Below are 5,115 nucleotides of genomic sequence, written 5' to 3'. Positions count from 1 at the left end.
CCGCCATTAGCGCCATGGCAATCCCCCAGAAAGCACGTACGTATGGGCTTGGGTCATCATGGCCAGCCCCCACTACGGCAATGGCATAACTCATCGAATCACCTGTGGTGGCCACAAAAATTGTCGTCAATAACAAAATTGCCAGTGCCATCCAGGTGCCGCCGGGGAGCGCTTGGGCCACGGTAAGCGTCGCGACATCAAACTGGAAATTATTCAGTGCTTCTGTCAGATCAATGACGCCCGTGAGCTGATAATAAACGCCTGAGCCGCCCAGCAGAGTGAACCATACGGTCGTCGCAATCGGGGCGAGTACCGCCACGGCAAGAATCATTTCGCGAATACTGCGTCCGCGTGAAATACGTGCCACGAAAATCGCCATCAGCGGTGCATAGCCAATAAACCAGGCAAAGAAAAAGACGGTCCACCACTGCATCCACCAAGCGGGAGCGGTGTCGGCGGTCATGGTTGCCATGGTGAAAAAATTACTAATGTAAGCGCCCATGCTCGACATATAAGTGTTGACCAAAAACAGCGTAGGGCCAAACACGATGATCACCGCGCCAATGGCAAGTGCCAGCAGTACGTTAAAGCGGCTAAGTAGTTGAATGCCTCTATGAACACCGCTCATCGAAGAGAGCACGTAAATGCAACCTAGTACCGCAAGGATAATAAGCTGCCCGAGGTAGCCGTCGGGAAGACCGAACAGCTCATGCAAGCCAAAACTTACTTGAGTCGCTAGAAATCCGATGGGGCCGACAGTACCTGCTACCAACGCAATCACGCAGCAAGCGTCTAGCACGCTACCTAGCGGGCCACGCATAAGCCGCTCGCCAAAAACCGGGTAAAGCAGTGTGCGTGGTTGCAGTGGCTGGCCTTTCACATAGTGAGCGTGGGCAAGCACCACCGCGGTTAGCGAGCCAAGTACCGCCCAGGCCAAAAAGCCCCAGTGCATGAACGATTGGGCAAGGGCGCTTGAGACGGCTTCGGCGGTGCCCGCTTCGGTGTCAAAGGCAGGAGGCGTTACCACAAAATGATAGACCGGCTCTCCGGCGGCGAAGAAGACCCCACCTCCTGCCAGCAATGTGCACAGAATAATCGATAGCCACTTAAAGGTACTCATTTCTGGTGCATCAAGATTGCCAATCTTGGCTTTTGCCGCTGGCGTAACTGCTAGACCAATGGCAATAAAAAAAGTCAGTAACAGTAACAATTGAAAGTAGCTGCCTAGCACTAGGGCTGTCCAAGCAAAGCCGGCGCTGATTGAGTTGGCGACAAGATCAATGTCATAAAAGGAGAGGGCAAGAAACGCCACGATGAAACCGATGCTAAGCACCAGTACGATGGGATCGCCGAGGGAAAACCGCATAGTGCCCTCGCTTGTCTTGGCAGGGTGGTTCATTAAGAACACCTATGTTTAATCAGGAGTATGTTTAATCAGGGGATGGGTAAGCAGAGCATTGAGCTTAACTAAACCGTGCGTGAGTAGGCGTAATGCCTAAAAGCATCCGATTTTCGAAACAAAAAAAAGCGCCATTCAATGAATGGCGCGAGGACAGGAAACTGTGGACAGTATATCTTGTATATAGACCAAAGTCTAATGCCCGAGGAGGATTGCATAAAAATAGTGCGAAAAATAAGCGAGATGCACCATGATGAATAGGTTAATGGCAGCCGCAATTGGTCGGCGTTTTTTGTAAACCACTGATAATAAAAAATATTTCTTTGTGTGACAGGAAAGCAGCGGCGCGCTACCAGTGATAGAGCAGTGATGCGCTGGTGGTGCTGTCAGTACGTTCGCTAGTATCCTCAGGCGGCTGCGAGTTGTGTTTGATTTCATGGGAAAGGCGTAGCGAAAGTCGTGAATTTAGTCGAGCCGTTAGTGCCGTTAATGAACGCGCTGTAGTGTTCTGACGGGTATATTCCACCGACATTTCTTGAACGATATCCGCATAATCTGAGAAGCCAAATTGATAGTCGAGTGCTGTATAAGCAACTGCCAATTGCTCATTATCAGCGCCGCGTAATCGGTCATTACGATAGCCAGGGCCTGCTTCTAACGATAGTGAATGTTGTTCACCCGCTAGCAATTGCCTCCCATAGCCACCAATGGCAGAAAGCTGCTGGTCGTAGCCGGCAAAGCGGTCTTTTTCCCAGCGGGCAAAGCCAAACAGATAGTGGGGGCCGCTAAAATCAAAACGCTCCCTGCCTGCTACTAAATATTGCTCAGCGCTGGTTTCTCCGTTTTTACTCACATTGCGGACTTCACCGCGCAGCGAATGAGTGAAATCCCCCGTCAGCCAAGTCAGCCGTGTCTTGCCGATCAATGTTTGGCTATTGGTGTTGCCGGAAAGGTGGGTAAAACCAAGTTCGGCATCGCCGCTAAACACCGGCGTATCATCTTGTGGCGGTGGTGGGGCGTAAAATGGATAAGCAGCGGCGGAAGTTGCCCATAGCGACAAGCTAGCTAATAAGACATTTCTTAATAAACTCAACAAGTAACTCCTCCTGAGTAGCGGTCTTTGTGAGCGGCTGCGATGTTGCAGGATGAGAGTTCGTCATGCACGCTTTAAAAGCGCTGAGTATATCGATAAAAACAAAATCAGTGGCTGCTAAATAAGTAAATAGTCGAAAAAGCGCAACGGCTAACGCCGCTTGGCGCTGCATGCCATAATGACGCTGTCGCGCCTAGTGAGTTCCTTTATGACCGCCCCACGCCCACGTACGTTGGCCGAATTACAGCGCTGGCGCCGTACTCGTGCCAAACGCCGCTGGTACAAGCGAAGTTTTCGCCTGCAAGTCATGCTGCTGGTCGGCTTTCTGCTGGCGGGTATGTTGCTAGCGCAAGGCACCTATCTGAACCACCGTAAAGCAGAAATTATCACCCACCAAATGGGCGAACGGGCATTGGCAGTGGCCAAAACCGTCGCGGGCATGCCGCAAATTGTTAATGCTTTCTCGACCCCCGACCCTTCGCTGATTATCCAGCCGCTTGCTGAACGCGTTCGCCATGAAACCGGTGCCCGTTATGTGGTGGTGGGGAATGCCCAGTCGATTCGCTACTCGCACCCCGTGCCTGAGCGTATTGGTCAGCCAATGGTGGGCGGGGATAACGATCAGGTGCTGATTTACGGTCAGTCATACGTATCGGAAGCTACCGGAACGTTAGGCACCGCCATGCGCGGCAAAACGCCTATCTGGGATGAAGAGGGTAATATCATCGGGGTAGTTTCGGTGGGCTTTATGCTAGAACGAGTCGATATGGATGTGGCTCGCTATACCAGCCTGGGGTGGGCGTTAGTGGCGCTGATGATTTTGCTAGGATTTGCCGGGGCCTATTGGCTGTCGCAGCACCTTAAAAAAGTCATCCTTGGTTTAGAACCTTATGAAATAGCCCGCTTGGCCATGGAAAAAGAGGCCATCTTGCAATCTATCCACGAAGGTATTCTGGCGGTTAACCGCGATGGCCAGATCACCTTAGTGAATCAGCAGGCCCGCCGTTTTCTAGGGCTATCGGATGAACAGGTCTTGCTGGGGCAACCAATTCGTGAGGTGGTGCCCAACTCGCGCTTGATCGAGGTGTTAAAGCACGGCGAGCAAGAGTTTGACCAGGAAATGTGGCTGGGCGACCATCCTGTGGTGGCTAATCGAGTGCCCATTCTGCACGAAGGAGAGATCGAAGGCGCCGTTGCGACATTTCGCAGTCGCCGGGAAATTATTGATCTTTCTCAGGCACTTACCCGGGCAAGCCGTGATGTGGATATGCTGCGTGCCCAGGCCCACGAGTTTTCCAACAAGCTATACACCATTTCTGGTCTCTTGCAGCTTAATCGCGTTGATGAGGCGCTAGCGTTGATTCATCATGAAACCGAACGTGCCCAGGCGCAAATGAGCTTTTTAATGCGTCACGTAGCTGACGCGGTACTCAGCGGCATCTTGTTGGGTAAATTGACGCGAGCAGGGGAGTTGGGAGTTGCGCTGGAAATTGATGAGCAGAGCTCGCTCTCTTGCCCACTGACGGTCACTGGGCAGGAGGTCATGATTAGCGTTGTGGGCAACTTATTAGATAACGCCTGTCATGCAGCGCTTAATGGTCCAAACAGTGACACACCGAAAGTTCGCCTGTTCTTTACGGATCTGGGCGAGCAGCTGTTGATTGAGGTAGAGGATAACGGCTCAGGTGTGCCCGGCGAGCATGCGGAGTCGATCTTTCAAGATGGGTTTTCTACCAAAACCGGTAAACATCGTGGCATTGGATTAGCACTGGTCGCGCGGTTGTGCCGTCAGCATGGCGGCGAGGTGACATTAGAAGAGAGCGAGCTAGGCGGCGCGTGCTTTATTGCCGTGCTGGATCGTTCGCTTTGCGACCAAGTCGCCACAACGCCTTAAATCATAATAACGACGCCAGGAAGAGGAAACACTATGTCTGCGGCGCAGTACGGTATTTTGGTCGTCGAAGACGATTTTCGCATTGCTGATATCCATAAGGCTTTTATTGAGCAGAGCGACGGCTTTTATGTGGTGGGGCTGGCACGTAACGGCAGTGAAGCAAAAGCCCTGATGGCCCAGCATGCTGATGCTGTTCAGCTCATCTTATTAGATGCTTACTTGCCTGATGTAGAGGGTCTGGAGCTGCTATGGGCGATTCGCCGCGACTATGTGCATGTGGATATCGTCATGGTGACAGCCGCCCGCGAAGTAGAAACCATCAGCGAAGCGTTGCGTGGTGGCGTCTTTGATTATCTGATTAAACCGATTGAAGCGGCGCGTATGACACAAATGCTGACACGTTTTCGTCGCGAGCGAGAGGCATTGGCGAACCGGGCTGAAATGAGTCAAGACGAGCTGGACCAAGTGCTTGCTCGCTTACAGCCAGGTGAATCTGCGCGGCAAGCTACGCGCACGCTGCCTAAGGGCATTGACCGTTTGACCCTGCGTCGTGTGGTGGAGTCGCTGGCAGCCGAACATGATTCCCAAACGGCGATGCAGGGAGCGCAGGCAATGGGCGCAAGCCGTTCAACAGCGCGGCGTTATTTGGAGTTTTTAGTGGCTGAACAAGCGGTTAATGCAGAAATTGGCTATGGCGATGTCGGTCGCCCTGAGCGGCGCTATCGGCTG

The 5,115-nt window shown here is 52.5% G+C and carries 4 protein-coding genes; 2 read left to right on the top strand and 2 right to left on the bottom strand.

From position 1 onward, the window contains the following. Both INT22_RS14610 and INT22_RS14605 read right to left on the bottom strand, forming a co-directional pair. A partial coding sequence (locus tag INT22_RS14610) for a BCCT family transporter (protein ID WP_226912767.1) occupies positions 1 to 1,399 on the bottom strand: 1,399 nt, incomplete at its 3' end. 349 nt (positions 1,400 to 1,748) lie between these two features. Then, complete coding sequence (locus INT22_RS14605) at positions 1,749 to 2,492, bottom strand: DUF481 domain-containing protein (RefSeq protein ID WP_193060710.1); 744 nt, start codon at positions 2,490 to 2,492, stop codon at positions 1,749 to 1,751. 208 nt (positions 2,493 to 2,700) lie between these two features. Here INT22_RS14605 and INT22_RS14600 point away from each other — a divergent pair, with 208 nt between their 5' ends. Together INT22_RS14600 and INT22_RS14595 are read left to right on the top strand one after the other, a co-directional pair. Continuing rightward, a complete protein-coding gene (locus INT22_RS14600; RefSeq protein WP_193060711.1) occupies positions 2,701 to 4,386 on the top strand; it encodes an ATP-binding protein in 1,686 nt (561 codons plus the stop codon). Between the two features lie 33 nt (positions 4,387 to 4,419). After that, positions 4,420 to 5,115 (top strand): response regulator (locus tag INT22_RS14595; protein ID WP_193068476.1); only part of this gene is annotated, 696 nt, incomplete at its 3' end.

The organism is Halomonas sp. 3D7M, assembly GCF_014897885.1.
GTDB lineage: Bacteria > Pseudomonadota > Gammaproteobacteria > Pseudomonadales > Halomonadaceae > Vreelandella.
Note: the sequence above shows the minus strand (reverse complement) of the source record. Positions and strands in the feature narration are given on the sequence as shown.